Source organism: Actinoplanes sp. DH11 (assembly GCF_020873875.1).
Lineage (GTDB): Bacteria > Actinomycetota > Actinomycetes > Mycobacteriales > Micromonosporaceae > Actinoplanes.
Window position 1 is genome coordinate 18,380 of record NZ_JAHWGU010000036.1, and the last position, 26,433, is coordinate 44,812.

Sequence of the window (26,433 nt, forward strand, 5' to 3'; positions counted from 1 at the left end):
ATGACTGATACGGGAACCGGACGCCACGGTCTTCCCGAGCGCCCGTCGCTGGACGGCCTCGAGGAGAAGTGGGCGTCGCACTGGCAGGGGGAGGGGACGTACGCGTTCGACCGCTCCAAGGAGCGTTCGGACGTGTTCTCGATCGACACACCCCCGCCGACCGTATCGGGCTCGTTGCACATCGGGCACGTCTTCTCGTACACGCACACCGACACGGTCGCGCGGTTCCAGCGGATGCATGGCAAGACCGTCTTCTATCCGATGGGCTGGGACGACAACGGCCTGCCCACCGAGCGCCGCGTGCAGAACGTGTACGGGGTCCGGTGTGATCCGTCGCTGCCGTACGAGCCGGGCTGGGAGCCGCCGGCGAAACCGCCGAAGCCACCGGTCTCGATCTCGCGGCGCAACTTCGTCGAGTTGTGCGAGCGACTGACCGCCCAGGACGAGAAGGCGTTCGAGTCGCTGTGGCGGCGCCTGGGCCTCAGCGTCGACTGGGGACTGACGTACTCGACGATCGGCGCGAAGGCGCGTGCGGTGTCGCAGCGGGCGTTCCTGGCGAACCTGCGGGCCGGTGCGGCGTACACCGCGGAGGCCCCGACCCTGTGGGACGTCGGCTTCCGGACCGCTGTCGCGCAGGCCGAACTGGAGGACCGGCCACGCCCGGGCGCCTATCACAAGCTGCGCTTCCACGGCCCGGACGGCCCGATCGAGGTGGACACGACCCGGCCGGAGCTGCTGCCGGCGTGTGTCGCGCTGGTGCATCATCCGGGCGATCCCCGCTTCGCGGGTCTCACCTCGGTGCGGACGCCGTTCTTCGACGTCGAGGTCCCGGTGCGGGAGCACCCGCTGGCGGCGCCGGACAAGGGTACGGGCATCGCGATGGTCTGCACGTTCGGCGACCTGACCGACGTCACGTGGTGGCGGGACCTGAAGCTGGACACCCGGGTCGTCCTGGGCCGGGACGGGCGGTTCCTGCCGGACCGGCCGGCGGGTGTCCCGTCGGCTGCCTACCAGGGGTTCGCCGGGCTGACCGTGTCGGCCGCCCGCAAGGAGATGGTCCGGCTGCTGCGCGAGTCCGGTGACCTGCTCGGTGAGCCGCAGCCGATCACGCATCCAGTCAAGTTCTACGAGAAGGGCGACACCCCGCTGGAGATCGTCACCAGCCGGCAGTGGTTCATCCGCAACGGCGGGCGCGACGCCGACCTGCGGGAGCGGCTGCTGGGGCGGGGGCGCGAGCTGCGGTGGGTGCCGGAGAGCATGCGTCACCGGTACGACCACTGGGTCGGCGGTCTGACCGGTGACTGGCTGATCAGCCGGCAGCGGTTCTTCGGCGTCCCGGTCCCGGTCTGGTACGAACTGGACGGCAACGGCGAACCCGACCACACGCGGCTGCTGACACCGGACGACGCGGCGCTGCCGGTCGACCCGTCGTCGGAGTGCCCGCCCGGGTTCAACGAGTCGCAGCGGGACGTCCCGGGTGGTTTCACCGCCGACCCGGACGTCATGGACACGTGGGCCACGTCGTCACTGACCCCGCAGATCGTGACCGGGTGGAGCACCGACGAGGATCTGCACGCCCGGACGTACCCGATGGATCTCCGCCCGCAGGGTCAGGAGATCATCCGGACCTGGTTGTTCGCGTCGGTGCTGCGCGCCGATCAGCTCGGCGACCGGCTGCCGTGGGAACGCGCGGTGCTGTCCGGCTGGATCCTCGACCCGGACCACAAGAAGATCTCGAAGTCGCAGGGCAACACGGTGGAGACGCCCGTCGCGCTGCTGGAGCAGTACGGGTCGGACGCGGTGCGGTACTGGGCGGCGAGCGGCCGTCCCGGCGCCGACCTGGCGTTCGAGCCGGCGCAGCTCAAGGTCGGCCGGCGGCTGGCGACGAAGCTGCTGAACGCGTCGAAGTTCGCGCTCGGCCTGGGCGCCGGGCAGGCGCTGCGGGAGCCGGTCACCGAGCCGCTGGACCGGGCGATGCTGGGCCGGCTGGCGGCCGTGGTCACCGACGCGACGGCGGCGTTCGAGCAGTTCCAGCACACCGACGCGTTGCAGGTCACCGAGTCGTTCTTCTGGACGTTCTGTGACGACTACATCGAGCTGGTCAAGGACCGGGCGTACGGCGAGGGCCCGGGCGCGGACTCGGCCCGCGCCGCTCTGGCGGGCGGGTTGTCGGTGCTGTTGCGGCTGTTCGCGCCGTTCCTGCCGTACGTGACGGAGGAGGTGTGGTCCTGGTGGCGGTACGGCTCGGTGCACCGGGCGACCTGGCCGACGTCGTACGAGCTGACCCGGGTGGCGCCGGAGAGCGACCCGGCGCTGCTCGATCTCGCCGGTGAGGCGTTGCGGCAGGTCCGCCGGGCCAAGTCGGACCGGAAACTGTCGATGCGCACCGAGGTGCCGCTCGCCGAGGCGCTGGGGCCGGCCGCGATGCTGGACCGGCTGGAGCTGATCGAGGGCGACTTCCGGGCCGCGGGGCGGATCACGAAGCTGGACCTGCTCCGGGACCGTACGCCGGAGCTCGTGATCGCCTGCGCGTTCTGACCCGGCATCCCGGTGTTCGGCGAGGCCCGCGCGGGTCTCGCCGAACGCCCGGCGAGGCTCGACCTCGCGGGTCTCGGCGAACGCCCGGGTGAGGCTTGACCGCGCGGGTCTCGCCGAACGCCGGTGACCGGGCCGTCCGGTGGTCCACCATTAGGGCATGTCGTTCGCCCCGGAGGAGGTCCAGGCCCCGGCCCGGGACGCGGTGCTGTTCCGCTCCTCGCCGGCGCGGACCTTCCTGATGCTCTTCGCCGCGCTGATGGTCGCCTACCTGGTGGTGTCCCCCGTGCTGGCCTGGCTGCTGCGCGACGCCGGCGACCCGTGGTGGGTCACCACGTTGCAGGCGGTCGCCGTGGGCGCGGGCGCCGCCGGGATCTATACGGTTTCCGCCCGGGCGGCGCTGCCGACCTGGGTGCGGGTGTCCGAGGCCGGCGTGGAACTCGCGGCGCAGGACAGCGACCCGGTCCTGGTGGAGTGGAAGGACGTGGCCGCCGTGGTGATCCGCCGGGCGGGCCTGCGCACGATCCTCGAAGTGGTCCCCGGTGACCTGGACACCGTGCACCAGGTGCAGGACACCGCGGACGGCGGGCCGGCGCTGACCGACACCGCGCGGGGGCCGGCTTTCACCGCCGACCTGACGCAGCTGTGGCCGAGTTCGCGGGCGCTGCGCCGGGAACTCGACCACTGGATGCTGGTGAAGAAGAACCAGCCGGTCCGCCGCTTCTAGAAGTCGCCGCCCCCGAAATCGCCACCACCGAAATCGCCGCCACCCCAGTCACCGCCGCCGAGGTCCCCGCCGCCGAAGTCGCCGGCCTGCATGTCGTCGCCACCCCAGTCGCCGCCGTCGAAGCCCATGTCACCGAAGCCCGGCGAGAGCAGCGCGTCGAAGATCAGCATCCCGCCGAGCACACCCGCGCCGGTGCCGAGCGCGGTCTTCCACACCGGCGTCGAATACCACCCGGCGGGCACCGGGCGACCCTGCACCCGGCCGCCCGGGTAGTAGTAGGGCGTGCCCGGGCCCGGCTGCGGACCGGCCCGGTAGTGGTGTCCCTGGACGGTCACCTCACGATCCTGGGTGATCCGCCCGGTGCCCTGCGAACTCGCCAGCGGCGGCAGCTCCGGGCCGGGGTCGATGCCCATGGCGGTGCGCGCGGCCCGCACATAGGTGAGCCCTTCCAGCGCCGACTCCCGGGCCAGCTCGAACTGCCGGACCGTGTTGGCCTGCTGCAGCTGCCCACCGGCGGCGTTGTAGCGCTCGCCGGCGTCGGCGAGCGCCTGCCGGGCCGCCGGTTCCTCGGACACCAGGTTCATCACCTGGCCGCCGAGCCGCTCGTACCACCGCTGCGCCTCGGCGCGGGCGTCCTCGAGCTGGGTCTGCCGGCGGGCCTGCCCATTGCGTTGCGTCGCCGCGATGACCAGGGCCACCACCGCGAGGATGACCAGGATGAGTAACACGCCCTTCATGTTTCCCACGGTACCTCCGCCGGTCATGTCGCACCGGTCTGGCAATCTGCGGAGGTGACGTTCTCGACGCTGGCTGTGATCCTGGTCTGTCTCGCCGCGGGTGCCGCCCTCGGCTGGCTGCTCGCGCGGACGCGGGCCGCCACCGACATCGCCCGGCTGGAGGCGACCGTGGAGGCGGCCCGGGAGGGCGAGCAGCGTCTCGAGCAGTCGCTGCGGTCACTGTCCTATGAGGCGACCGCCCAGTCGCAGGAGGCGGTGGCCCGGGCGACCGCGCCGTTGCAGGACCTGCTGCGCCGTTACGAGGACCGGGTCGCGCAGCTGGAGCACGACCGGGTGGACGCGTACGCGGAGTTGCGCGAGCAGGTGCGGGCCATGGGCGCGGTCTCCGGTGAACTGCGCACCGAGACCCGGCAGCTGGTGTCGGCGCTGCGCGCGCCGCAGGTCCGCGGCCGCTGGGGCGAGCACCAGCTGCGGCGCATCGTGGAGGCGGCGGGGCTGCTGGAGCACTGCGACTTCGCCGAGCAGGTCACCGCGGCCACCGACGATCAGGGTGTCCGGCCCGACCTGGTGGTCCGGCTGCACGGCGGGCGGGCGGTGGTGGTGGACGCGAAGGCGCCGCTGGACGCCTACCTGTCGGCCATGGAGGCGCGCGACGAACGTACCCGCGACGCGCACCTGGACATGCACGCCCGCCATGTGCGGGTGCATGTGGACCAGTTGTCGGCGAAGAAGTACTGGACGGCGTTCGAGTCGGCGCCGGACTTCGTGGTGCTGTTCGTGCCGGCGGACCCGTTCCTGGACGCGGCCCTGCAGCGCGACCCGACGCTGATGGAGCACGCGTTCCGCCGCAACGTGGTGCTGGCCACCCCGGCGACCCTGATCGCGCTGCTGCGGACCATCGCGTACTCGTGGCGTCAGGAGGAACTGGCCCGCAACGCGGTCGCCGTGCACGGGCTGGCCCGGGAGCTGTACGGCCGGTTGTCCACTCTCGGCGACCACGTCGGCAAGCTGGGCACGTCGCTGGCCGGGGCGGTCACCGCCTACAACAAGGCGGTCGGCTCCCTGGAGTCACGGGTGCTGGTGAGCGCCCGCAGACTCGCCGAGATGGGCGTCGCCGACGAGGACCTCCCCGAGACTCCGCAGGTCGAGGTCCTCCCGCGGCAGCCGCAGGCCCCGGAGCTCAGCCAGCCTTGACCGCGGCGGCAGCGGCGGCCGCCTTCATGTCGCGGCGCAGCTCCTGGGGCAGCGAGAAGGTCAGGCGCTCCTCGGCGGTGGTGTATTCGGTGACCTCGCCGAAGCCGCGCTCGGCCAGGTGCGCGAGCACCTCCATGACCAGCTCCTCGGGGACGCTGGCACCGGAGGAGACACCGACCGTGGTCGCGCCGGTCAGCCACTCGTCCTGGATCTCGGAGGCGTAGTCGACCAGGTGGCCGGCGCGGGCACCGGCGCCGAGGGCGACCTCGACGAGCCGCACCGAGTTGGACGAGTTCCGCGAACCGACCACGATCACCACGTCGCAGTCCGGGGCGATCTCCTTGATCACGTGCTGCCGGTTGGAGGTGGCGTAGCAGATGTCGTCGCTGGGCGGCGACTGCAGCAGCGGCAGCCGGGTCTTGAGCCGGGCCACCGTCTCCATGGTCTCGTCGACCGAGAGGGTGGTCTGCGACAGCCAGACGACCTTGGCCGGGTCGCGGACCACCACGTTCGCCACGTCGTCGGGTCCGTCGACGAGCTGGATGTGCGCGGGGGCCTCACCGGCGGTGCCGATGACCTCCTCGTGCCCCTCGTGACCGATCAGCAGGATGTCGTAGTCCTCCGCGGCGAACCGTTTCGCCTCGTGGTGCACCTTGGTGACCAGCGGGCAGGTCGCGTCGATCGCCTTGAGGTTGCGCTCGCGGGCCTGGTCGTGCACCTCGGGCGCCACCCCGTGCGCGGAGAACACGACGGTCGACCCCTCGGGGACCTCGTAGTTCTCCTCCACGAAGATCGCACCGCGGGCTTCCAGGGTGCTGACCACGTGCTTGTTGTGCACGATCTGCTTACGCACGTAGACCGGGGCGCCGTAGAGCTTCAGCGCCTCCTCCACGGTCTGCACGGCCCGGTCGACGCCGGCGCAGTAGCCACGCGGCTTGGCGAGCAACACCCGCTTACGAGATTCGGTCACCCGGCCATGGTACGTGGCCCGCCGCACCGCTCGCCCCTCTGCGATCGATGCCACATCCGTCACCGGCGCCGGTCCGGCACACTGCCGTACATGACGACGACCGGCATCGCCCTGGCCCGGTTCGCGGCGGGCTCGCTGGGGCTGCTCGCCGGCGGGTTCTGGCTGGTGATGACCCTGCTCTCGGGCGATCCACAGGCCGCGTCCACGGGCGCCCTGCCGATCGGCGGAGGCCTGGTCCTGCTCTGCTGGGACCGGCTGCGGCTGCCGGCCCGGCGGGTCGCCGCGGCGGTCGCGATGATCATCCCGGCCGGCCTGGCCGCCGGTCTGGCGGTGGAACGGACCGTGCTGGGTGGGATGTTCGGCTGGTTCGCCTACCGGGGCTGGCCGTTCACCTGGCTGGAGCGGGGCGCCGCGGCGGACTCCCCGGCCGAGGCGCGCCGCCTGGCGGAGGCCTCGGACTGGGCGGTGGAACCGTTCCGGCTGGTGGTGGATGTGGTGCTGTGGGCGTACGCCGGTCTGGTGTTGTCCGCAGGGGTGATCCTGCTGGTGCGGGCGCTGCGGGGTCGGCGCCCCTGAGTGCAGCGTGGGCATTTCGCCCCGGAAGTCTGGATCCGGCGGAATACTGGGCTCATGGGCGGCGCGCATCGGGGCGAGGACCCGTGGGCGGCGTGGCCGTCGATCCCCGCGGTGATCCGGGTGATGGCGGGCTGGTTCCTCTGCGGCATCGGCGCACTCAACCTCGCGGTCGAGGTGGACGGTGGGCTTGCCGGGACCTACCTGGTCTTCCACGTGGTGCTGCTGCTCGGCGGCGTGCTGCTGCTGGCCCGGCACCGGCTCGCGCCGAGCCCGGCCGGGTCCGTGATCACCGGGCTGCTCACCCTCGCCGGGATGGCGATCACCGCGCTGCCGGTGACGTCGCGCTGCTGCCTGGACGAGCACCCGCAGCGGCGTGGCTACCCGTTCCCGTTCCTCGGCAGCGGCGACGGCACGCACGTGGACCCGAAGTACCTGGTCGCCGACCTGATCTTCTGGGGCTGTGCCGGTCTGCTGGTGCTCACCGTGGTGACGCTCGTCGAACGGATGCTGCCGGAACGGCGGACCCCCGTGGACCTCGGCGCGTACGCGGGCCGGCATGCCGAGAGACACGCGCTGGCCGCCACCGGGGATCGCAGCGACGAGAATGTCGGTGGGCTTCCGTAATCTGGCCCGGTGAGCCAGCCCGAACCCAAGAGTCCCGAGCCGAAGAGCACCGCCGACGAGCCGTGGCCCGTCCGCGTCGTCAGTCAGAAGGTCGGCGCCTGGATCGCGAAGCTGGGCTGGGTCTGGGTGGACGGGCAGGTGGCCCAGATCAGCCGCCGGCCCGGCTCCGGCGTGGTCTTCCTGACCCTGCGCGACCCGTCCGCCGACCTGAGCCTCACCGTCACCGCCCACCGCGACGTGCTCGACGCGGGTGCGCCCGAGCTCGCCGAGGGGGCCCGGGTCACGCTGCACGCGCGCCCCGAGTTCTACCCGGCCCGCGGCACATTGAGCCTGCGCGCCGACGAGATCCGCCAGGTCGGGCTCGGTGAGCTGCTGGCCCGGCTGGAGAAACTGAAACGCCTGCTCGGCGCCGAGGGCCTGTTCGCCCGCGAGCGCAAACGGCGGCTGCCGTTCCTGCCCGGCCGGATCGGGCTGATCACCGGGCGGGCCAGCGCGGCCGAGCGCGACGTGCTGATGAACACCCGGCGCCGCTGGCCGGCCGTCGACTTCCGGGTGGTGAACGTGGCGGTGCAGGGCCCGACCGCCGTCCCGCAGATCATCGACGCGCTCAAGGTGCTGGACAACGACGACACCGTCGACGTCATCGTGATCGCCCGGGGCGGCGGCAGCGTGGAGGATCTGCTGCCCTTCTCCGACGAGGCGCTGTGCCGGGCGGTCTTCGGCGCGCGCACACCGGTGGTGAGCGCGATCGGGCACGAGACCGACGCGCCCCTGCTCGACTATGTGGCCGACCTGCGCGCCTCCACACCCACCGACGCCGCCAAGCGGATCGTGCCGGACCTCGCCGACGAGCAGCGCCTCATCGAGCACGCCCGCAACCGCCTCGACCGCGCGGTGCTCACCACGATCGACCGCGAGCGGCACCGGATCGAGGCGTGGCGGTCCCGCCCGGTGCTGGCCCGGCCGGAGTCCCTCGTCGACCAGCGGGCCGCCGAGGCAGTCGCGCTGCGCGACCGGGCCGGCCGCAGCCTGGAGCACCGCCTGCGGCGCGCCGACGACGACCTGCGGCACACCGTGGCCCGGCTGCGGGCGCTGTCACCGGCGGCGACGCTGCAGCGCGGCTACGCGATCGTGCAACGCCCGGACGGCCAGGTCGTCCGCGCCGCGGACGAGGTGGCCGCGAACGACCTTCTTCGGATCCGGCTCGCCGAGGGCGAGCTGCACGCGACGGCACAGGAGACAGAGTGAGCGACGAGAAACTGAGCTACGAGCAGGCCCGCACCGAGCTGGCCTCCGTGGTCGAGCGGCTGGAGCAGGGCGGCGGCACCCTCGAGGAGTCGCTGGCCCTGTGGGAGCGCGGCGAGCAGCTGGCCGACGTCTGCCAGCGCTGGCTCGACGGCGCCCGCGAGCGGATCGACGCGGCCCGGGCAGCCCGCGCCGGCGACTGACGCACGGCGGCCGCGCACGTCGGTCGGTCCCGCGGCTGCGAAGCACTGGCGGGCCCGGCGGGTCGCGCGGCTGCGAAGCACTGGCGGGCCCGGCGGGTCGCGCGGCTGCGAAGCGGCGGCGGGCCGGTCCTCAGGAGAGGGAGCCGGCCAGGGTCTCCAGGTTCTTGCGGTCGGTGCTGCCGACCACCACGACGGTCCGGTTCTGCTCGGTGGCGACCAGCGAGGTCTCCCCCGGCCGCCCGGAGTAGACCAGCCAGGTCCGCGCGTCGGTGCGGAAGGCGCCGATCCGCTTGCCGTCCTTGCCCACCTCGGCCGGGACCAGGGTCTCCGCCGGCACGGTGCTCTGCACCAGCAGGACCGGGTCGTCGTCCGGGTCGACATATCCGATACGCAAGGTCGCGCCGCCTTCCACCCGCTGGAAGTTGGCCGACGTGACGCGCCAGTCCTCGCTCAGGCCGGTCGGCTCGGCGACGGTGAACTCGCGCGACGCCAGCTGGATGGCGCTGGTCGGGTCCTTGGTGATCGGCTCGTCCCCGTTGAGCACCACGCGGTAGAACGTGAGGAGCAGCGCGATCGGCACGAGCAGGACCAGCAGCGAGAAGATCATGTCGCGGGGCCGGCGAGCCTCACGGGGCTTGAGGCGTGCCGGTTCGGCGGGAGCGGGAGCGGGTTCCACGAATCCCATTGTTAACCATGTCGCTGAACCGAGACTTGGCGCGTCCTGGAATGCCAGGATCGACGGTACTGACAGCCCCGCAACGTCGCGAGGAGGCCGCCGTGCCAGCCCGAGTCCCCCAGGACCTCGACCGCAACATCGCCCTCGACCTGGTCCGAGTGACCGAAGCAGCCGCCATGGCCGCCGGTCGCTGGGTCGGCCGGGGTGACAAGAACGGCGGTGACGGTGCCGCCGTCGACGCCATGCGCAAACTCATCAACTCGATCCAGATGCAGGGCGTCGTGGTGATCGGTGAGGGTGAGAAGGACGAAGCGCCGATGCTTTACAACGGCGAACGGGTCGGCGACGGCACCGGCCCCGAGGTGGACGTCGCGGTCGACCCGATCGACGGCACCACGCTGATGAGTAAAGGCATGCCGGGCGCGGTGTCGGTGCTCGCGGTCGCCGAGCGCGGCGCCATGTTCGATCCGAGCGCCGTGTTCTACATGGAGAAGATCGCCGTCGGGCCGGACTGCGCCGACGTCGTCGACATCAACGCCGGCACCGCGGAGAACCTGCGGCGCATCGCGAAGGCGAAACGGTCGAGCGTCTCCGACGTGACGGTGTGCATCCTGGACCGTCCCCGGCACGCACAACTGGTCGCGGAGGTGCGGCAGGCCGGGGCGAACATCCGGTTCATCACCGACGGCGACATCGCCGGCGCCATCTCGGCGGCCCGCCTGGAGTCCGACGTCGACGTCCTGATGGGCATCGGCGGCACCCCGGAGGGGATCACGGCGGCGTGCGCGCTCAAGTGTCTGGGCGGCACGATCCAGGCGAAGCTGTGGCCGCATGACGAGTCGGAGCGGGAGAAGGCGATCGCCGCCGGGCACGACCTGGACCGGGTGCTCACCACCGACGACCTGGTCACCGGGGACAACTGCTTCTTCGTGGCGACCGGCGTGACCTCGGGCGACCTGCTCAAGGGTGTGCGGTACCGGTCAGGTGGCGCGCACACCCAGTCGATCGTGATGCGGTCCAAGAGCGGCACGATCCGGGTGATCGACTCGTATCACCGGCTGGAGAAGCTCGCCCTTTACTCCGCGGTCGACTTCGACGGGCACCTGCCGACCCTGTGAGAGATCGCCGCCGGCGTTCCGCGCGCCGGCGGCGGCACAGGTCAGCAGAGCGGGACGGTGACGGGGGTCAGCGGCGGCGGCGGAACAGGATCGCCGCGATCACGCCGCCGACCAGGCCGAGCAGGTGGCCTTGCCAGGACACCCGGGCGTCGGTCGGCAGGATGCCATAGAGCTGGTACCAGTACAGCAGGCCGATGAAGGCGCCGACCGCGATGTTCCACCAGCTGCGTTCCACCAGCCCCCGGATGAGCAGCATCCCGAGGTAGCCGAAGATGACGCCGCTGGCGCCGACCACGACGCTCTGCGGGTCGCCGATGAACCAGACGCCCAAGCCGGACACCGCCATGATCACCACGGTCGACCAGACGAATCGGCGCACGCCACCGGCGAGCACGAACGTGCCGAGCAGGATCAGCGGGACCGCGTTGCCGTAGAGATGCGCCCAGTCGGCGTGCAGGAAGGGGCTGAAGAGCACCCCGTCCAGCCCGTCGATGCGACGCGGGATGATGCCGCCGGCCACGTCGAGCGTGCCGGGGCCGAGGCCGACGTCGATCGCCTCGATGAGGAAGAGTCCGGGAACGATGGCGCACATCGTCACGAACGCCCGGCCCAGCGACGCGTAGAACGCATCGGTGCCGAACCTCGCCGCCTCGTCCTCGCGTGCCTGCGCCCAGCTGTAGCCCATGCATCGATGGTGGCAGCAGGATGGGGCGGCGGCCAGTCGAGCGTCAGCTGAGCTTCGCGGTGGCCTCCCGGATCGCGACCCGGAATTTGGATATCTGGGTGTAGACCCCGAAATATCCGTCACGAGCGCACCCGAGACCCCAGCTCACGATGCCGACCTGCACCCACCGGCTGCCGTCGCGGCGCACCATCGGGCCACCGGAGTCACCCTGACAGGTGTCGACCCCGTGCCGGCCCGCGCAGATCGACTCGTCACGGACCAATTCCACCCCGGCCTGGCGGTACGCCTTCGCGCACGCCTCGTCCGGGATCGTCGGCACGTTCGCGTAGTGCAGGCGCTGCTCCTGGCGTACCGAAGTCTCCTGGGTCTGCCCCCAGCCCATCACGGTGAACGTGCCCGCGTCGCGGCTGCCGTCCGGCACCAGAGCCAGGGTCGGCAGGGACAGCGCGCGTTCCAGCTTGACCACCGCCCAGTCGTCTCCCCGCGTCTCGGTCACGAAGTCGGGTGACCGGAACACTTCGACCGACCGCACCGAGACGGCCCGCTTGGAGCGCAGGTCGGGCGCCCCCGCGGTGATCGTGATCTTGGTGTTCGGGCCGGTCTCGCCGACGCAGTGGCCGGCGGTGAGCACCACCCGGGGTGCGGTGAGCGCGCCGCCGCAGCCCATCGAGAGCCGGACCGCCCAGGGGAACCTGCCGACGGCGGCGACCTTGCCGCCGATCACTTCGGGAATCCGCTGCCGGCCGTCGCCGGCGATCCGCCGCCACGCGTCGCCCGCGATCCGCCACTCGTCGTCCGCGCTCCGCCGCCACTCGTCGCCGGTGACGCCCCGGCGGTCGTCGCCGGCCCGGACCGGTGCGGCGCTCAGGAGGAGCGTGACCGCGGCGACCGCGAGGAGTGAGACGACATTTCGGACCATACGGACATTTGATCACAGCAAAACGGGGCTGTGCGGCGTGCCGCGCAGCCCCGTTCCACGAAGTGTCAGTACCAGCTGGGAAGTGTCAGTACCAGCCGACGTTCTGCGAGTGGTTCCATGCGCCGCACGGCGTGCCGTAACGGCCCTTGATGTAGCCGAGACCCCACTCGATCTGGGTGGCCGGGTTGGTCTTCCAGTCCGAGCCCGCCGACGCCATCTTGCTGCCCGGCAGGGACTGCGGAATCCCGTACGCCCCGGAGCTGGGGTTGGTGGCCTTGTAGTTCCAGCCACTCTCCTTCTTCCACAGCTTGTCCAGGCACGGGAACTGGGCGATCGCGAAACCCTTGTCGACCATCAGGGCGCAGCCGATCTCGCGGCTGCCGCTGTACTCGCTGCAGGACGCGGGAATGTCGCCGGTGAACTCCGCCGGGCCGCCCGAGCCGCCGGACTCCCCGGCCTCGGCAGCCGCCTTCTTCGCCTCGGCGGCCTTCTTGGCCTCGGCAGCCTTCTTCTCGGCAGCGATCGCCTTCTTCTCCAGCGTCCACGCCTTGCCGGCCGCGGACTTCGCCTGGGTGGCCGCCTTCGCCGCCGCGACGTCCTCCGCCTGGTCCCGGAAGGCCCGGTCCGCGGCGTGGTACGCCTGACGCTCCTTGAGCAGCTGCATCTCGCTGGGGGCCGCGGGCAGGACGATCTGGGCCGACGCGTTCTGCTGCTGGATCTCGCGGTCCTGACCGAGGTAGACACCGCCGGCCAGTCCGGTGAGGAGCAGTCCGACCGAGGCCGCACGAACTCCGAGCCGGCTCCAGAGCCGATTCACGAAGATTCCCTTCGTCGGGGGCAATGACGCGGCGCCCCCACCGCCGTGCGGTGGACCGCGCCGCGAGCACCGCGACCCCTCCGGGCCGCCGCCTCGGTTGCTCCGAGGGATGACCCAAGTCGATCTTCGACATCGTGGTCACCTGTTTGGCGCTCGGCGACCACCATGGCGCAACGTGAAGTGGATGTGAAATGCCAACGCGGTCTTGTGACCTTAGTCACTCGTTTTTTTACTTCATTTCGGCACAAAATTCCGCGCTGGCGTCATCTCACAGGGGGATTTCCTCCAACAGGTCGGTGACCACCTCGGCGATCGGAGATCGTTCCGAACGGGTGAGCGTGACGTGGGCGAAGATCGGATGCCCCTTCAGCGCCTCGATCACCGCGGTGACGCCGTCGTGCCGCCCGACGCGCAGATTGTCCCGCTGGGCCACGTCGTGGGTGAGCACCACCCGCGAGTTCTGCCCGATCCGGGAGAGGACGGTCAGCAGAACGTTGCGCTCCAGGGACTGCGCCTCGTCGACGATGACGAACGCGTCGTGCAGGCTCCGGCCGCGAATGTGGGTCAGCGGCAGCACCTCGAGCATGCCGCGGGCCAGCACCTCCTCCACCACGTTGGTGTGCACCACCGCGCCGAGGGTGTCGAAGACCGCCTGCGCCCAGGGCGACATCTTCTCCGCCTCGCTGCCGGGCAGGTAGCCGAGCTCCTGACCGCCGACCGCGTAGAGGGGCCGGAAGACCACCACCTTCTTGTGGCGGTTGCGCTCCATCGTCGCCTCCAGGCCGGCGCAGAGCGCCAGCGCGGACTTGCCGGTGCCGGCCCGGCCGCCGAGCGAGACGATGCCGATCGCCTCGTCGAGCAGGATGTCCAGCGCCACCCGCTGCTCCGCGGAGCGGCCGCGCAGGCCGAACGCGTCCCGATCGCCGCGGACCAGCTTGATGCTCTTGTCCGGGTTGACCCGGGCCAGTGCCGAGCCGCGCGGCGAATGGATCACCAGGCCGGTGTGGCAGGGAAGCCCCTCGGCCTCCTCCACCTCCAGTTCGTCACCGGCGTAGAGGCTGCCCACCTGTTCCTCGCTGAGCCGCAGGTCAGCCATGCCGGTCCAGGTGGGGTCGCTGGCCTGGCCGTGCCGGTACTCGTCGGCGGTCAGGCCGACCGACGCCGCCTTCACCCGCAGTGGCATGTCCTTGCTGACAAGCGTGACGTCGCGGCCCTCGGCGGCCAGCCCGAGCGCCACCGACAGGATGCGGGTGTCGTTCGAGTCGTTACGGAAGCCCTGTGGCAGCACACTCTGGTCGGCGTGGTTCAGTTCGACGCGGAGCGTGCCGCCCTCGTCGTTGCAGAGCACCGGCTGGTCCAGGCGGCCGTGCTTGATCCGCAGCTCGTCCAGCATCCGCAGCGACTGCCGGGCGAACCAGCCCAGTTCGGGGTGGTGACGTTTGCCCTCCAGTTCGGAGATCACCACGAGGGGGACGACCACCTCGTGGTCGGTGAACCGGCGGAACGCCGCCGGGTCGGACAGCAGGACCGAAGTGTCCAGGACGAAGACGCGGCCGGCCGGGGCCGGCTCGGCGTCCGCGTGCCGGTCCCGCGCCTTGCGGCGCGAGGTCGTGGCACGGGTCTTGGTCACCTTGTCGGCCGGGTCGGAGTTCGAAGCGACACCGGCATCGGTACGGCGAGATGTCACAGGCCTGCTCCAGCGGGCGTGCAACCCGCCACCCGCGGTCCGCCACCTCCGGCCGCCGGCACATGCACAGGGACGGATTGCGAGCCCTGTGGCGCACGTCGTCGCTGGTCCGGGCCGGCCGGCTGGCCCGGGACGACCCCGTGCCATGACTCAGACGCTAGCGGTCAACTCGGTCCTGCGGTAGTGCGCAAAATCGGGCACCGAAGGGTGACCCTCACCCCACGCGAAATCGTCACGCATAAAAGACGACCTTCCGCGGGTAGTCTGGCCGTGTGGCAGAGATCGCGCGTCCGACACATCCGCTGACCACCGACGAGGCCTGGGCTTTCACGGCCGCACGGGCCTCCGCGACCACGTTCTTCTTCGACTTCGACGGAGTCCTGTCGCCGGTGACCGACGACCCGGACGCGTCCCAGCCGGTGCCGGCGGTGCTCGGCGTGCTGGAGCGTCTGGCGACCGTGGTGTCCCGTGTGGCGATCGTCTCAGCCCGGCCGGTCAGTTTCCTGCGCTCGCGCTTCGAGACCCTCGGCGGCGTCGACCTCTACGGCCTCTACGGGCTCGAGGTGTGGCACGACGGCCGGGTGGTGACCGAGCCGGCCGCGCTGGAGTTCGTCCCCACCATGGACGCGCTGGCCGCGCAGGCCCGTGCCGAGCTGCCCGCCGAGATCCTGGTGGAATACAAGCGGCTCTCCGTCGCCCTGCACTACCGCACCGCGCCCAGCCTGGGCAGCACCGTCGAGCGCTGGGGTCACGAGCAAGCCGAGCGCCTGGGCCTGCGGATCCAGGGCGGTCGCATGGTGATGGAGTTGAAGCCCCCGGTCGACCAGGACAAGGGCATGGTCATCACCGAGGGCGTGCGCAACGCGGGCTGCGCGTGGTATTTCGGGGATGACATGTCCGACATCAAGGCCTTCGACGCTCTGCGTGCCCGGGAAGCCGTCGACCCGGCCTTCTTCGGCATGGCGGTGGCCGTGGCCAACCCGGAGACCGGCGCCGAGGTGTCCAGCGCCGCCGACCTCACCCTCGAGTCGCCGGACGCGGTGGCCGCCTTCCTGGCCGACGGCCTGCGCCGCTTCTGACAGCCACCCGGCGCGGCGCCGCGCGGCGCCGGGAGAGCCGGGCGGATGATCGCCGGGCGCGGCGCCGGGGAAGAGTGTGCCCGGCTCAGGCGCCGTAACGGCGCTGGCGGTTGCCGTAGGAGCGCAGCGCCCGCAGGAAGTCGATGCGCCGGAAATCCGGCCAGTTGGCGTCGTGGAAGTAGAACTCCGAGTGCGCCGACTGCCACAGCAGGAAACCGGAGAGCCGCTGCTCGCCGCTGGTCCGGATGACCAGGTCGGGGTCGGGCTGGCCACGGGTGTAGAGATGCTCGGCGATGTGCTCGACGTCGAGGATCTCGGCGAGTTCCTCGAGGGTGCCGCCACCGGCCGCGTGCTCGTAGAGCAGGGAACGGACCGCGTCGGTGATCTCGCGGCGTCCGCCGTACCCCACCGCCATGTTGACCTCGACGCCACCGGTGCGGTTGCGGGTCTTCTCCTGTGCGGCCTTGAGCGTCGCCGCGGTCGCGGCCGGCAGCAGGTCCAGCGCACCCACCATGCGCAGCCGCCACGGGTTGCCGTCCTCGGCCAGCTCGGTCGCGAGGTCCTCGATGATCTTCACGAGCGGGTCGAGCTCGGCGGCCGGCCGACGCAGGTTGTCGGTGGCCAGCAGATAGAGGGTGGCGTGCTCGATGCCGGCCTGATCACACCAGGTCAGCAGCTCCTTGATGCGGAAGGCGCCGACCCGGTGGCCGTCGTTGGGGTCGACGAAGCCCATCTCGCGGGCCCACCGCCGGTTGCCGTCGCACATGACGCCGACGTGCCGGGGCACGGGCTTGCCGACGAGCTTGCCGGCCAGCCGCCGCTCGTAAAGGGAATAGACCAGAGAACGCAGACTCATCACCGCAAAGGGTAGCCACCCCGGCCGCGGGCTCAAGCGGGGACGGTCCGCCACGGCACCATCCGCGACGCGATGCGCCCGATCGTGCCGGCGTCGAGCAGTCCGTCCGCGAGTCCGAGGTCCACCATCCGGGCGAACGTGTGCGGATCGTGGCGGGCGGCGGCCACCGCGGCGTCGGCGACCCGCGGCCAGGTGGTGAGCCGGGCCGCGGCGCCGGAGTGCCGCAGGTGCCGGCCGAGGCGGCGGCGCAGCGCGTCCCGGTAGCGCCCGGCCACGTCGTGCGGTCCCCGGGCCGCGGCCGCGCCGGCCAGCGCACCGGAGAGCACCGCGTAGAAGATGCCCTCCCCGGTCAGCGGATTGATCAGCGAGAGCGCGTCGCCGGCGAGGAGCACCCGGCCCCGGCCTGCCGCCGGGCGGTGGGTGGACAACGGCAGGTGGTGCCCGCGCAGGCCGGTCGGTTCGGCGCCGGGCAGCAGGGCGGCGAGACGATCACGGAGGTACGCCCGGGACAGCGGGCGGCCCCGCAGCAGCTCGCCGTACCCGACGTTGGCGGTGCCGTCGCCGAGCGGAAACTCCCAGGCGTACGCCGGCCAGCGCTGCCGGGTCGTGACGATGACCTGTTCGGTGGCGGCCGAGGGGGCGTACCCGCGGATCGCGATCGCCAGGTGCCCGGCCGGGTTGGCGCCGTGGCCCAGGAACCGCCGGACCACCGATCCGGCGCCGTCCGCCCCGATCAGCACCCGGGCCCGGTACTCGTCGTCGACGACGGCGAGGTCGTCCACCCGTACGCCACGGGTCGTGTGCCGGCGCAACACCGCACCGGCCGCCACCGCCGCACGGACCAGGCGCTCGTCGAAGATCCGCCGGGGCACGGTGTGCGCCGGTCGCGGCAGCGGCCGGGCCACCGCCGCGCCACCCGGCGCCACCAGCCGCAACCGTTCGATCGGCGGGAAGCCGCCGACCGGGTCCGGCACGCCCAGCGCGGTCAGGACGTCGACGGCCTCGGCCGCGATCCCGTCGCCGCACGGCTTGTCCCGCGGGAAGCCGATCCGGTCCAGCAGCAGCACCCGCGCGCCGCCGCGCAGGGCGGCCAGGGCCGCGGCGGACCCGGCCGGCCCGGCGCCGACGACGGCCACGTCATAGACGTCCATGCGGACAGCCTGGCGGTTCCGGCACCGACCGGCCACCCGTGCCGGGCCCGCACCCGGCAGGGGCGCGGGGGCGGACCCGGTGTGGATCAGGCGTCGGCGAGGCGGGCGCGCAGCGCGTCGAGTTCGGCCCAGAGCACCGCCGGCAGCTTGTCACCGAACTTGTTGAACCACTCGGTGACCTGCGGGATCTCGGCCGCCCACTCCTGCGGGTCGACGCGGAGCACCGCCTCCAGCGCGGCCCGGTCGATGTCCAGCCCGGTCACGTCGATCGACTCCGGGGTGGGAACGTGACCGATCAGGGTCTCCACCGCGTCGGCCTTGCCGTCCAGCCGCTCCACGATCCACTTGAGCACCCGGCTGTTCTCCCCGAAGCCCGGCCAGAGGAACCCGCCGTCCGCGTCGCGGCGGAACCAGTTGACGTAGAAGACCTTGGGGAGCTTGTCGGCGTCGCCGGAGGCGCCCTTCGCCATGTCGATCCAGTGCTGGAAGTAGTCGCCGGCGTGGTAGCCGATGAACGGCAGCATCGCCATCGGGTCGCGCCGCACCACGCCGACCTGTCCGACTGCGGCGGCGGTGGTCTCACTGGACAGCGTGGCGCCGAGGTAGACCCCGTGCACCCAGTCGCGGGCCTCGCTGACCAGCGGGATCGTGGTCTTGCGGCGACCACCGAAGAGGATCGCGTCGATCGGCACGCCGCGCGGGTCGTGGTACTCGTCGGCCAGGATCGGGCACTGCTCGATCGGGGTGCAGAAGCGGCTGTTCGGGTGGCTGGAGACGGCGTCCGACTCCGGCGTCCAGTCGTTGCCCTTCCAGTCGGTGAGGTGTGCGGGCGGCTCGCCCATGCCCTCCCACCAGATGTCGCCGTCGTCGGTCAGCGCCACGTTGGTGAAGACCGAGTTGCCCTTGGCCAGGGTCCGCATCGCGTTCGGGTTGGTGTGGAAGTCGGTGCCGGGCGCGACGCCGAACAGGCCGAACTCCGGGTTGGTCGCCCACAGCCGGCCGTCCTCGCCGAAGCGCATCCAGGCGATGTCGTCGCCGACGGTCTCCACCTTCCAGCCGGGCAGCGTCGGCTCCAGCATGGCGAGGTTGGTCTTGCCGCAGGCCGACGGGAACGCGCCGGCGATGTAGCGGACCTGGCCCTCCGGCGAGGTGAGCTTCATGATCAGCATGTGCTCGGCGAGCCAGCCCTCGTCACGGGCTGCCACACTGGCGATCCGCAGCGCGTAGCACTTCTTGCCGAGCAGCGAGTTGCCGCCGTAACCGGAGCCGAACGACCAGATCTCCCGGGTCTCCGGGAAGTGCGAGATGTACTTGGTGTCGCTGCACGGCCAGGCGGTGTCCGTTTCCCCCGCCGCCAGCGGCGCGCCGACCGAGTGCAGGCAGGGCACGTAGTCCGCGTCGTCGCCCATCGCCGCCAGGACCTCGGCCCCCATCCGGGTCATGATGCGCATGCTCGCCACGACGTACGGGCTGTCGGTCAGCTCCACACCGAACATCGGCTGTGGCGCGTCGAGCGAGCCCATGCAGAACGGGACGACATACATCGTCCGGCCGGTCATGCAGCCCCGGTAGAGCCCGGTCATGACCTGCTTCATCTCGGCCGGCGCCATCCAGTTGTTGGTGGGACCGGCGTCGGCCTCGTCGACCGAGCAGATGAAGGTGCGTTCCTCGACCCGCGCCACGTCGGACGGGTCGGTTCGCGCCCAGAACGAGTTCGGTTTCTTCTTTTCGTCGAGGCGGACCAGCGCTCCGGCCTCGACCAGCTCGTCGGTGAGGCGGGCCCATTCGGCCTCCGAACCGTCGCACCAGACGATCCGGTCGGGCGTGGTCAGGGCGGCGACCTCGGCCACCCACGCCAGCAGGCGGGGGTGCGAGGTAGGGGGCAGAGACAAGATGAAGCTCCTTCGGTCGGCACTGACCAATGACGAATCAGCCGGAAAAACCGGCGGTGTCATGGGAGTCACATGAGCCTAAGCCCGACAGTGCTTGGAGTTCATCGGCCGATCCTGTGGACAACCGCACAATCTATGGCTGCGGTGCGCATAAACGATCGATTCTTCGCCGCTCGACGCACGAGCGCGCAATCAGGGGCCGGAACAGGCCGAGGCACACCGGCACTCTGACAACTTTCACAAAAAGGACTTAACGCCTTAGACTTTCACCTAATCGGGCTTTCCTCGCAGTTCCGGCCACAGGAGGCGGAATGACGACCCCGGGCAACGACGCAGAATCGGACACCGACCTGCTGAGCGCCGTCCGGAAGGGCGACACCGCCGCTTTCGGCACGCTCTACGAACGGCACCACGCGGCCGTGCGGCAGTTCGCGTTCGGTCTGGTGCGCGATCCCGCCGACGTCGACGACCTGGTGGCCGAGACGTTCGCCAAGGTGTTCGCGACCCTGCGCGCCGGTCGTGGGCCACTGGTGGCGTTCCGCGCCTACCTGCACACCACCATGCGGCACGTCTGCTACCACCGCGCGCGGCTGGACCGGCGGCTGGAGTTCACCGACGATCTGACCCGGTACGACGCGGGCGAGCCGTTCACCGACCCGGCGCTGGACCGGCTGGAACGCAGCTTCGCGGCGGCCGCCTTCCGCCAGCTGCCGCCCCGCTGGCGTGACGTGCTCTGGCAGACCGAGGTGGAGGGCAGCACCCCGGCCGAGCTGGCGCCCCGGATGGGACTGACACCGAACGCGGTGGCCGTGCTGGCCCACCGCGCCCGGGAGGGACTGCGCAGCCTCTACCTCCAGCAGCACGTGACCGCTGCTGATCACCCGGAGTGTCGGTGGGCCGGCGAGCGGCTGGGGGGTCAGGTGCGCGGCCGGCTGGCGGCCCGCGACGCGCATCGGATGCGCACCCACCTCGCCTGGTGCTCCGACTGCCGGGGCCGGCTCGCCGAGATCCGCGAGGTGGACGGTTTCCGCCACGCACCGTATCGACAGCGTCACCATGCCGGGAGCCACGGTTAAGACTCGGTCGCGACCGAGAAAGACCCGGCAGCGCGGACAGCGACACGTGACACCCGCCGGTACCCTCGGACCCGTGCCCCCGAAACCAGCGCAGTCATCCGGCCTGCGTGCGCGGCTGCGGGCGCTCGTCCACGAAGTGGGCAAGTTCGGCACGGTCGGTGGCATCGCGTTCGCCATCGACTTGATGATTTTCAACGTCCTGCTGCGGAACGGCGCCGAGACACTCACCGCGAAGACCGTCTCCACGATCATCGCGACCACCATCGCGTTCCTCGGCAACCGGTTCTGGACCTGGCGGGACGGCCGGCACACCAACATGGCCCGGCAGTACACGATGTTCTTCGTCCTGAACGCGATCGGCCTGGGCATCGCCCTGACCTGTCTCGCGATCAGTCATTACGGCCTCGGTCAGATCTGGCCCGCGCTGCGGAGCCCGGTGGCCGACAACATAGCGGGACAGTTCGTCGGCACCGCTATGGGTACGATGTTCCGCTTCTGGTCATACCGCCGCTTCGTCTTCCGGGCCACCGACGCCCCGGTGCCCGGCGAGGCGGCAGAGACCGGAGAACCGCCGGACCGGAGTGTGACGCCATCGTCGTCGTCCACCCGCTGACACCTCGGCGTCACTGCCCCTGTTCCCGTAAGGTTGCCCAATGCCCTCAGCCAGCACGCTGACGGATCGCCTGCGCCGTCTCGCCCCGGAAGCCATCGCCTTCGGCATCATCGGCGCCGGCAACACCCTGCTCTACATGGCCATCACGTACGTCCTGCTCGACATCGGCGCGGTCAAGGCGAGTGTGATCGCCACGGTCATCACCACCACGCTGGCGTACATCGCCAACCGCTACTGGACGTACCGCAAACACACCCGCACCGCGCTGCGCCGTGAGTACACGCTCTTCTTCGGGTTCAACCTGATCGGCATGCTCATCCAGTCCGGCGCCATCGCCGTCGGCAAGTACGGTTTCGGTCTCACCGAGGAACACGACGAGCTGGCCTTCATGTCGGTCACCGTGATCGGCATCGGGATCGCGACCATCTTCCGCTTCTGGGCGTACCGGACGTTCGTCTTCCTCAAGCCGCCGGTGGACGGCCACGAGGCCGCGATCACCGAACTGGACGCGACAGCCGGGCTCGCCGAGCTCAGCGCCGTCGACCAGCCGGGCAGCGTGGCAAGCCTCGACCTGCAGGCGGAGCTCGACCCCCGCTGACCCCCGAACCGAAGCCCCCCGAACCGAAGCTCAGCGCCGGAAGACGCCGCGACGCGGCGCCGGCGCTGTTTCTTCGTCCGGTCCGGGATCCGCGTCGGCCTCGTCGTCGTCGGGCGCCGGGCTGAGTTCGATCAGCTCGTAAAGGGTGCTCTGCACGCGCTGGGCGTGCGGCAGACCGGTCAGCACCGCGGTCCGGTCACCGATCGAGTCGACGGTCAAGGTGCCGCTGCCGAACACCCGGTCCAGCACCGACTGGGCCAGCGCGTGATCGTTCACCCGGTTCAGCGGCAGGTCGCGGCGCTCGCGCGTGAGCACACCGCGCTGGAGCAGGATCCGCTCGTTCGTGACGACGTAGTGGGTGCAGCGCCACACCACGAGCGGCCACACACCGTAACGCAGTGAATACCACACCAGGATCGCGGCGGCCAGCCAGAAGCCGATCCGGCCGCCCTCGGTGTCCGGAAGCAGCACCCACGCCATGATCAGGCCCGCCACGGCCGGCAGCAGGACGGCGAGCGGCACGATCGCCGCCCTCCAATGCGGAGCCAGGTGGAGGACGACCTCCTCCTCGTCCGCGAGCACATCCTCCGGGAACGCCACGAGCTCAGCGTACGTGCAGGACATCCCCCGCCGAGACACGATGTTCGGTGCCGTCAGCCGTACGGATCACCAGCTGGCCGTCGCCGTCCACCGTGGTCGCCTCGCCGGTCAGCTCGCCACCGCCCGGCAGCAGCACCCGCACCGCCCGGCCGATCGTGGCGCACCCCCGGCGGTACTCGGCGGTCAGCCCGCACATCTCCGCGTCGCCACCCGCCTCCCGCCAGCCCTCGTACCACCTGGCGAACCCGCGCAGCAGCGCCCGCAGCAACGGATCCCGGTCCGCCTCCTCGGCGCCGGCCACCAGCAGCGAGGTCGCCGGCACACCGGTCGTGGCCGGCAGTTCGTCGGCGCGGGTGCTGACGTTCAGGCCGATCCCGATCACGATGGCGTCGCCGGCCACCTCGGCCAGGATCCCGGCGCACTTGCGGTCACCGACGAGCAGGTCGTTCGGCCATTTCAGAGCGGCCTCGACACCCGACACCCGGGTCACCGCCTCGCGCAGCGCCACCCCGGCCAGCAGCGGCAACCAGCCGAACGACCCGGGTGGCGCCGCCGGCCAGCCGCGCTCCGCGTCCGGCGCCGACGGTCGCAGCAGGACACTGAGCGTGAGCCCGGCCCGCGGCGGCGACACCCACTGCCGGTCCCGGCGCCCCCGGCCCGCCGACTGGCTTTCGGCGACCACGACCAGGCCCTCCGGCTCGGCACCGCGGGCCGCGTCGGCCGCGTCGGCGTTTGTCGAGCCGGTCTCCGCGCGCACGTCGATCCGCGACCAGAAGCCGCCCGGCACGACGAGCGCGCGGTTCAGCGCCCGGGCGGAGAGCGGCGGGCGGCCGAGATCGGCGTACGACGAGGAAGTCATCCCGGCAGCCTATGCGGCCCCGCGAATCAGGCGTGCGGGCCCGCCGAGTGCCGGCTCACGTAGCCCGACGCCGGCTCGGCCGGGCGCGGGCGCGGCCGGGGACGCTCGTCCCGGTCCCGCCACGACCGCTTCTCGTCCCGGTTGCGCCAGGAGCGGCGCTCCTCACGCCACGAGCGCCGGTTATCCCCCTCCGGCTCCCGCCAGGAACGAGGCTGGCGGACCCGGCGATCCTCCGGCTCAGGCTGGCGGATCCGGCGGTCCTCCGGCATCGGCGGCCAGGTTCGCGGCACGAACGCGGTCGGTTCGGCAGCCTCCACCGGGTTCAGATCGAAACCGGTCGCCGGCTCGTAGTCGGGCACCGGTGGCAGCCGCTCCACCGGCACCGGCCAGCCGTAGCCGCGGGCCGACGGCTCCGGGTCCGCGTAGAGGTCGTCCGGCACCGGCGTCCAGTAGTCCCCGGCCGGCGGGCGGTCCTCCAGCTCCGGGTAGTCCGGGCGGACCCAGCCCTCCACCCGGTCGCCGTACCCGAGGCCGGAGCGGTCGACCTCGGTGCGGGGCTCGGGTGCGGTGCTCCGGCCGTACCCTCCCGGATTGAAGGCCTCCGCGAAGCGGGCCTCCTGATGTTCGGCCTCGCGCAGCGGCCAGAGGTCGCGGACCGGTTCGCCCGGCGGGATCGTCACCAGGGCCGGTGCGGCGTAGGCGGCCGCGAACGGATCCTCGTAGCCGGGCTCGTCGTCGTACTCCGGGTCGGCCACCTCCGCGTCCACGTGGTCTTCGTCGAGCGGCTCGTAGTCCTCGTAACCGTTCCTGGCCGGGGCGAGCATCTCAGACCGGCTCGCAGGCCCGAGCACCTCGGGCCCGCCGGCCGGAGCCGCCGCCATCAGTTCGGCTCCCGTCGGCACAGCCGGCTCAGCCTGGTGCGCCTCCGCCGGGAAGGACTGCGCCGCGAACGGCTCGGCCGGGTAGGGCTCGGCCTGCTGGTACGGCTCGGCCTGCTGGTACGGCTCGGCCTGCTGGTACGGCTCGGCTGCGAACAGGTCCGGGGCCGGCGGCGGGAGGCTGAAGAACGGCTGCTCGGGTTCGGGCGCGGCGGGCAGAGCCGCTGTCGCCAGGGGCCCGTCGGCCGGCGCCGCAGCCGGTTGCGGCGCGGATCGGCTCTGTTCCGCCGAGCGCCGGCGCCGGGCCGGGCCAGCCGTCGCGCGACCGGCACCACCGAAGAGCACCGACCAGAAACTGATCAGCGTGGCGAGGCCGCCTGCGATGAACGCGAGACCTGCCGCTGTCATCCAGTTCGTCACGCGGGTAGTAACGAATGGGGCATTAAGTATGAAACGCATCCGTAGCGACGCCCTCGGCCGACAACGCGAATGTGGTTACGATCAAGCCCGAGTGCATCGTCGCAACGCGAGCCTGGAGACCACCGTGACAACGCAGCCGGACATCCACACGACCGCGGGCAAGCTCGCCGATCTTGCCCGCCGCACGGACGAGGCGGTGCACGCCGGCTCCGCGCGGGCCATCGAAAAACAGCACGCCCGCGGCAAGAAGACCGCCCGGGAACGCATCGAGCTGCTGCTCGACAAGGACTCCTTCGTCGAACTCGACGAACTGGCCCGGCACCGGTCCACCGCGTTCGGAATGGACAAGAACCGGCCCTACGGCGACGGCGTCGTCACCGGGCACGGCACCATCGACGGCCGGCAGGTCTGCGTCTTCTCCCAGGACTTCACCATCATGGGCGGCTCCCTCGGCGAGGTCTTCGGCGAGAAGATCGTCAAGGTGCTCGACCTGGCCATGAAGATCGGCTGCCCGATCATCGGGATCAACGACTCCGGCGGCGCCCGCATCCAGGAAGGCGTCGTCGCCCTCGGCCTCTACGCCGACATCTTCTTCCGCAACGTGCGCGCCAGCGGCGTCATCCCGCAGATCTCCCTGATCATGGGCCCCTGCGCCGGCGGCGCCGTCTACTCCCCCGCGATCACTGACTTCACCGTCATGGTCGACCAGACCTCACACATGTTCATCACCGGACCCGACGTGATCAAAACCGTCACCGGCGAAGAGGTCGGCATGGAGGACCTCGGCGGCGCGCGGACCCACAACACCCGCAGCGGCAACGCCCACTACCTCGCCTCCGACGAGGAGGACGCGATCGAGTACGTGCGGGCGCTGCTCTCCTACCTGCCGTCGAACAACCTGGACGAGCCGGTCGTGTACGCCGAGGAGGCCGACCTGGCCGCCGGCGACCCGGACCTCGCCCTGGACACCCTCATCCCGGATTCGCCCAACCAGCCGTACGACATCAAGACCGTCGTCGAGACCGTCGTCGACGACTTCCTCGAGATCCAGCCGCTCTACGCCACCAACATCGTGGTCGGATTCGGTCGCGTCGAAGGTCGCCCGGTCGGCGTCGTCGCGAACCAGCCGATGAGCCTGGCCGGCACCCTCGACATCGCCGCCTCCGAAAAAGCCGCCCGGTTCGTGCGCACCTGCGACGCCTTCAACATCCCGGTGCTCACCTTCGTCGACGTACCCGGCTTCCTGCCCGGCACCGGCCAGGAATGGGACGGCATCATCCGCCGCGGCGCGAAACTCATCTACGCGTACGCCGAGGCGACCGTCCCGAAGGTCACCGTCATCACCCGCAAGGCGTACGGCGGCGCCTACGACGTGATGGGCTCCAAGCACCTCGGCGCCGACATCAACTTCGCCTGGCCCACCGCCCAGATCGCCGTCATGGGCGCACAGGGCGCCGTCAACATCCTCTACCGCGGCGAACTGGCCGCCGCCGACGACCAGGTCGCACGCCGGGCCGAACTCATCCAGGAGTACGAGGACACCCTCGCCAACCCCTACATCGCCGCCGAACGAGGCTACGTCGACGCCGTCATCCAGCCCTCACAAACCCGCGCCCAGATCACGAGGGCTTTGCGGATGCTGCGCACAAAGCGCGAAACCCTGCCCCCAAAGAAGCACGGCAACATCCCGTTGTGAGA

General features: G+C 71.3%; 26 protein-coding genes. 13 read left to right on the top strand and 13 right to left on the bottom strand.

Features of this window, described 5'->3' with window-relative positions:
• Positions 1–2,538: a valine--tRNA ligase gene (gene valS / locus LPA41_RS35685; protein ID WP_229075672.1), complete on the top strand. Its 2,538-nt coding sequence runs from the start codon at positions 1–3 to the stop codon at positions 2,536–2,538.
• Positions 2,539–2,695: 157 nt separating this feature from the next.
• Positions 2,696–3,262 (top strand): hypothetical protein, encoded by a 567-nt coding sequence (locus LPA41_RS35690; protein ID WP_229075673.1) that lies wholly within the window; start codon positions 2,696–2,698, stop codon positions 3,260–3,262.
• Here the strand turns inward: LPA41_RS35690 and LPA41_RS35695 are convergent.
• The gene (locus LPA41_RS35695) at positions 3,259–3,999 is read right to left on the bottom strand and encodes a DUF2076 domain-containing protein (protein ID WP_229075674.1); all 741 of its coding nucleotides are present in this window, start codon (positions 3,997–3,999) and stop codon (positions 3,259–3,261) included. The two genes, LPA41_RS35690 and LPA41_RS35695, sit on opposite strands and share 4 nt — an antisense overlap.
• A 54-nt stretch (positions 4,000–4,053) precedes the next feature.
• On the opposite strand from LPA41_RS35695, the gene LPA41_RS35700 reads away from it, so the two are divergent.
• Positions 4,054–5,193, top strand: coding sequence for a DNA recombination protein RmuC (locus LPA41_RS35700; RefSeq protein WP_229075675.1), 1,140 nt, complete (start codon positions 4,054–4,056; stop codon positions 5,191–5,193).
• Here the strand turns inward: LPA41_RS35700 and LPA41_RS35705 are convergent.
• Positions 5,180–6,208: a 4-hydroxy-3-methylbut-2-enyl diphosphate reductase gene (locus LPA41_RS35705; protein WP_229075725.1), complete on the bottom strand. Its 1,029-nt coding sequence runs from the start codon at positions 6,206–6,208 to the stop codon at positions 5,180–5,182. The genes LPA41_RS35700 and LPA41_RS35705 overlap by 14 nt on opposite strands.
• A 45-nt stretch (positions 6,209–6,253) precedes the next feature.
• Here LPA41_RS35705 and LPA41_RS35710 point away from each other — a divergent pair, with 45 nt between their 5' ends.
• The 4 genes from LPA41_RS35710 to LPA41_RS35725 are packed head-to-tail and all read left to right on the top strand — an operon-like array spanning position 6,254 to position 8,811.
• Positions 6,254–6,739: a hypothetical protein gene (locus tag LPA41_RS35710; protein ID WP_229075676.1), complete on the top strand. Its 486-nt coding sequence runs from the start codon at positions 6,254–6,256 to the stop codon at positions 6,737–6,739.
• Positions 6,740–6,793: 54 nt separating this feature from the next.
• On the top strand, positions 6,794–7,363 hold the full coding sequence (locus tag LPA41_RS35715; RefSeq protein ID WP_229075677.1) for a hypothetical protein: 570 nt from the start codon (positions 6,794–6,796) through the stop codon (positions 7,361–7,363).
• A gap of 9 nt (positions 7,364–7,372) precedes the next feature.
• The gene (gene xseA, locus LPA41_RS35720) at positions 7,373–8,611 is read left to right on the top strand and encodes an exodeoxyribonuclease VII large subunit (RefSeq protein WP_229075678.1); all 1,239 of its coding nucleotides are present in this window, start codon (positions 7,373–7,375) and stop codon (positions 8,609–8,611) included.
• The gene (locus LPA41_RS35725) at positions 8,608–8,811 is read left to right on the top strand and encodes an exodeoxyribonuclease VII small subunit (RefSeq protein ID WP_229075679.1); all 204 of its coding nucleotides are present in this window, start codon (positions 8,608–8,610) and stop codon (positions 8,809–8,811) included. The genes xseA and LPA41_RS35725 overlap by 4 nt, the downstream gene beginning before the upstream one ends.
• 130 nt (positions 8,812–8,941) lie before the next feature.
• On the opposite strand, the gene LPA41_RS35730 is transcribed toward LPA41_RS35725, so the two are convergent.
• Positions 8,942–9,487 carry a DUF4245 domain-containing protein gene (locus LPA41_RS35730; RefSeq protein ID WP_374238251.1) on the bottom strand — a complete coding sequence of 182 codons (546 nt, stop codon included), beginning with the start codon at positions 9,485–9,487 and terminating at the stop codon, positions 8,942–8,944.
• Positions 9,488–9,537: 50 nt separating this feature from the next.
• On the opposite strand from LPA41_RS35730, the gene glpX reads away from it, so the two are divergent.
• Complete coding sequence (gene glpX, locus LPA41_RS35735; RefSeq protein ID WP_255691216.1) at positions 9,538–10,605, top strand: class II fructose-bisphosphatase; 1,068 nt, start codon at positions 9,538–9,540, stop codon at positions 10,603–10,605.
• 67 nt (positions 10,606–10,672) lie between these two features.
• Here the strand turns inward: glpX and LPA41_RS35740 are convergent, their stop codons facing one another.
• From LPA41_RS35740 to LPA41_RS35755, 4 genes are all read right to left on the bottom strand, one after another.
• Positions 10,673–11,290 carry a rhomboid family intramembrane serine protease gene (locus LPA41_RS35740; protein ID WP_229075682.1) on the bottom strand — a complete coding sequence of 206 codons (618 nt, stop codon included), beginning with the start codon at positions 11,288–11,290 and terminating at the stop codon, positions 10,673–10,675.
• 43 nt (positions 11,291–11,333) lie between these two features.
• Positions 11,334–12,209 carry a serine protease gene (locus LPA41_RS35745; RefSeq protein ID WP_229075683.1) on the bottom strand — a complete coding sequence of 292 codons (876 nt, stop codon included), beginning with the start codon at positions 12,207–12,209 and terminating at the stop codon, positions 11,334–11,336.
• Between the two features lie 85 nt (positions 12,210–12,294).
• A complete protein-coding gene (locus LPA41_RS35750) occupies positions 12,295–13,026 on the bottom strand; it encodes a lytic transglycosylase domain-containing protein (protein WP_229075684.1) in 732 nt (243 codons plus the stop codon).
• 268 nt (positions 13,027–13,294) lie between these two features.
• A complete protein-coding gene (locus tag LPA41_RS35755) occupies positions 13,295–14,713 on the bottom strand; it encodes a PhoH family protein (protein WP_229075685.1) in 1,419 nt (472 codons plus the stop codon).
• A gap of 272 nt (positions 14,714–14,985) precedes the next feature.
• On the opposite strand from LPA41_RS35755, the gene otsB reads away from it, so the two are divergent.
• Positions 14,986–15,792, top strand: a complete 807-nt coding sequence (gene otsB / locus LPA41_RS35760) for a trehalose-phosphatase (RefSeq protein ID WP_229075686.1) — start codon at positions 14,986–14,988, stop codon at positions 15,790–15,792.
• A gap of 85 nt (positions 15,793–15,877) precedes the next feature.
• Here the strand turns inward: otsB and LPA41_RS35765 are convergent, their stop codons facing one another.
• From LPA41_RS35765 to LPA41_RS35775, 3 genes are all read right to left on the bottom strand, one after another.
• Positions 15,878–16,648, bottom strand: a complete 771-nt coding sequence (locus LPA41_RS35765; RefSeq protein WP_229075687.1) for an isoprenyl transferase — start codon at positions 16,646–16,648, stop codon at positions 15,878–15,880.
• A gap of 32 nt (positions 16,649–16,680) precedes the next feature.
• The gene (locus tag LPA41_RS35770; RefSeq protein WP_229075688.1) at positions 16,681–17,799 is read right to left on the bottom strand and encodes a geranylgeranyl reductase family protein; all 1,119 of its coding nucleotides are present in this window, start codon (positions 17,797–17,799) and stop codon (positions 16,681–16,683) included.
• Between the two features lie 86 nt (positions 17,800–17,885).
• Positions 17,886–19,754: a phosphoenolpyruvate carboxykinase (GTP) gene (locus LPA41_RS35775; RefSeq protein ID WP_229075689.1), complete on the bottom strand. Its 1,869-nt coding sequence runs from the start codon at positions 19,752–19,754 to the stop codon at positions 17,886–17,888.
• A gap of 248 nt (positions 19,755–20,002) precedes the next feature.
• Between LPA41_RS35775 and LPA41_RS35780 the strand changes: the two genes are divergently transcribed.
• The 3 genes from LPA41_RS35780 (at position 20,003) to LPA41_RS35790 (ending at position 21,978) form a co-directional block, all read left to right on the top strand.
• Positions 20,003–20,767: a sigma-70 family RNA polymerase sigma factor gene (locus LPA41_RS35780; RefSeq protein WP_229075690.1), complete on the top strand. Its 765-nt coding sequence runs from the start codon at positions 20,003–20,005 to the stop codon at positions 20,765–20,767.
• A gap of 73 nt (positions 20,768–20,840) precedes the next feature.
• The gene (locus tag LPA41_RS35785; RefSeq protein WP_308036662.1) at positions 20,841–21,380 is read left to right on the top strand and encodes a GtrA family protein; all 540 of its coding nucleotides are present in this window, start codon (positions 20,841–20,843) and stop codon (positions 21,378–21,380) included.
• Positions 21,381–21,420: 40 nt separating this feature from the next.
• Positions 21,421–21,978: a GtrA family protein gene (locus LPA41_RS35790; RefSeq protein ID WP_229075692.1), complete on the top strand. Its 558-nt coding sequence runs from the start codon at positions 21,421–21,423 to the stop codon at positions 21,976–21,978.
• Positions 21,979–22,008: 30 nt separating this feature from the next.
• Here the strand turns inward: LPA41_RS35790 and LPA41_RS35795 are convergent, their stop codons facing one another.
• From LPA41_RS35795 to LPA41_RS35805, 3 genes are read right to left on the bottom strand one after another with little or no spacing between them, the layout of a single operon-like run.
• Positions 22,009–22,578, bottom strand: coding sequence for a PH domain-containing protein (locus LPA41_RS35795; protein ID WP_229075693.1), 570 nt, complete (start codon positions 22,576–22,578; stop codon positions 22,009–22,011).
• Between the two features lie 4 nt (positions 22,579–22,582).
• Entirely contained in the window at positions 22,583–23,437 is an 855-nt protein-coding gene (locus LPA41_RS35800; protein WP_229075694.1) for a biotin--[acetyl-CoA-carboxylase] ligase, read from the bottom strand.
• A 26-nt stretch (positions 23,438–23,463) separates the two neighbouring features.
• On the bottom strand, positions 23,464–24,735 hold the full coding sequence (locus tag LPA41_RS35805; RefSeq protein ID WP_229075695.1) for a hypothetical protein: 1,272 nt from the start codon (positions 24,733–24,735) through the stop codon (positions 23,464–23,466).
• 124 nt (positions 24,736–24,859) lie between these two features.
• On the opposite strand from LPA41_RS35805, the gene LPA41_RS35810 reads away from it, so the two are divergent.
• On the top strand, positions 24,860–26,431 hold the full coding sequence (locus tag LPA41_RS35810; protein WP_229075726.1) for an acyl-CoA carboxylase subunit beta: 1,572 nt from the start codon (positions 24,860–24,862) through the stop codon (positions 26,429–26,431).
• The last annotated feature ends 2 nt before the right edge of the window (positions 26,432–26,433 follow it).

Coding starts and splice junctions, on each gene's coding strand:
- LPA41_RS35690 (WP_229075673.1), top strand. CDS start 2,696: ATGTCGTTCGCCCCGGAGGAGGTCCAGGCCCCGGCCCGGGACGCGGTG.
- valS (WP_229075672.1), top strand. CDS start 1: ATGACTGATACGGGAACCGGACGCCACGGTCTTCCCGAGCGCCCGTCG.
- LPA41_RS35770 (WP_229075688.1), bottom strand. CDS start 17,799: ATGGACGTCTATGACGTGGCCGTCGTCGGCGCCGGGCCGGCCGGGTCC.
- glpX (WP_255691216.1), top strand. CDS start 9,538: ATGCCAGGATCGACGGTACTGACAGCCCCGCAACGTCGCGAGGAGGCC.
- LPA41_RS35775 (WP_229075689.1), bottom strand. CDS start 19,754: ATGACACCGCCGGTTTTTCCGGCTGATTCGTCATTGGTCAGTGCCGAC.
- LPA41_RS35780 (WP_229075690.1), top strand. CDS start 20,003: ATGACGACCCCGGGCAACGACGCAGAATCGGACACCGACCTGCTGAGC.
- LPA41_RS35745 (WP_229075683.1), bottom strand. CDS start 12,209: ATGGTCCGAAATGTCGTCTCACTCCTCGCGGTCGCCGCGGTCACGCTC.
- LPA41_RS35715 (WP_229075677.1), top strand. CDS start 6,794: ATGGGCGGCGCGCATCGGGGCGAGGACCCGTGGGCGGCGTGGCCGTCG.
- LPA41_RS35695 (WP_229075674.1), bottom strand. CDS start 3,999: ATGAAGGGCGTGTTACTCATCCTGGTCATCCTCGCGGTGGTGGCCCTG.
- LPA41_RS35740 (WP_229075682.1), bottom strand. CDS start 11,290: ATGGGCTACAGCTGGGCGCAGGCACGCGAGGACGAGGCGGCGAGGTTC.
- LPA41_RS35710 (WP_229075676.1), top strand. CDS start 6,254: ATGACGACGACCGGCATCGCCCTGGCCCGGTTCGCGGCGGGCTCGCTG.
- LPA41_RS35790 (WP_229075692.1), top strand. CDS start 21,421: ATGCCCTCAGCCAGCACGCTGACGGATCGCCTGCGCCGTCTCGCCCCG.
- LPA41_RS35765 (WP_229075687.1), bottom strand. CDS start 16,648: ATGAGTCTGCGTTCTCTGGTCTATTCCCTTTACGAGCGGCGGCTGGCC.
- LPA41_RS35800 (WP_229075694.1), bottom strand. CDS start 23,437: ATGACTTCCTCGTCGTACGCCGATCTCGGCCGCCCGCCGCTCTCCGCC.